Here is a 567-nt window from a genome sequence, read left to right as displayed (position 1 = left end):
AGCCAGAGTCTATAAAAATTATAGACATTGGACGCCCGCCTCGACATCCTGAGAGAGAGCCACAACATGCCCAATCCAACCGTCGTCGGTTTCTCCGGGAATTTCACGCGGCCGTCGAAGACGCGCGGCTTTGTCGAGCATGTCGTCCGGGATATCGCGGCCCGCAACAATTTGTCGGCAAGCACTTATGACATCGAGGACGTCGGAGCCTCGCTCGGCAGCGCCAGATGGGCGCGCGATCTCGATCAACAGGGCCGCGATGTTCTCGACAAGGTCGTCAACGCCGATGTGCTGGTGGTCGGATCGCCGACCTACAAGGGCAGCTACACCGGGCTGTTCAAGCACTTCTTCGACCTGTTCGATCCGACGGCGCTAAGAGGCAAGCCGGTGCTGTTGCTTGCCACCGGCGGCGGCGAGCGGCATGCGCTGATCGTCGAGCATCAGTTGCGGCCGCTGTTCGGCTTCTTCGAGGCCCTTGCCTTGCCGACGGCCGTCTATGCGACGGACAAGGATTTCGCCGACGGCGTGCTGGTGTCCGAGGCGATCCGCAAACGCGCCGCGCAGGCG

At 62.1% G+C, this 567-nt stretch carries 1 protein-coding gene; it reads left to right on the top strand.

Going from position 1 to position 567, the window contains the following annotated elements; all coding sequences use genetic code 11:
* Positions 1 to 66: 66 nt before the first annotated feature.
* A partial coding sequence (gene msuE / locus EN869_RS33695; RefSeq protein ID WP_127230909.1) for an FMN reductase occupies positions 67 to 567 on the top strand: 501 nt, incomplete at its 3' end.

Origin of the sequence: Mesorhizobium sp. M2D.F.Ca.ET.226.01.1.1, assembly GCF_004022705.2 — a bacterium.
Classification (GTDB): Bacteria; Pseudomonadota; Alphaproteobacteria; order Rhizobiales; family Rhizobiaceae; genus Mesorhizobium.
This window is presented reverse-complemented; position numbering and strand designations above follow the sequence as displayed.